The organism is Oleiphilus sp. HI0066, assembly GCF_001635725.1.
Genome location: NZ_LWFH01000077.1, coordinates 1 through 572 on the forward strand (window position 1 = coordinate 1; position 572 = coordinate 572).

1 protein-coding gene is annotated in these 572 nt (G+C 46.2%); it reads right to left on the reverse strand.

Annotated elements, in window-relative coordinates:
• The coding region (locus tag A3738_RS01225) for an efflux RND transporter periplasmic adaptor subunit (protein ID WP_197473501.1) at positions 1-572 on the reverse strand (572 nt) is incomplete at both ends.

The window sequence follows — 572 nt, forward strand, 5'->3', positions numbered from 1 at the left end:
TACCACGTTATCGAGTTTGCTAGCACTCAGTGCTTTAAGCTCGAGATATGTCGACTCATCAACGTCGAAATATGCATGATAACGATCTGTCGAAACAAGCTCAGTCAACTCGGTGCGACCTTGAGTAATCCAAGTACCCTCTTTTACAAAAGCATTCGAGGCACGACCATCAATCGGTGCTTTGATTTTCGTATAGCTTAAGATGGTCGCAGCACCATCTACCGCCGCTTCTAATGCAGCCGCGTCCGAGATAGATTTTGTCAGCTCAGTTCGACGATTATCGAGTTCTTCTTGAGAAAGTGAGTTTTTCTTACGCAAGCTCACTGCGCGCTCAACATCTCTTTTTGCCAGTTCAATTTGTGCACGAGCACTTTCTAGCTCAGCCTTCAACTCGTTGTAGCGTGCGGCTTGCGTACGAGAATGCATCTCAAACAACACATCACCTTGCTTAACCACCGCGCCCTCTTCAAAAGTAACGTGTTTAATCTGACCAGACACCTGAGGCGTCATAATCACTTCTTGTTCTGCTTCTAAACGACCGGTATAGATTTTTGTCGCTGCCATGGTCAAAG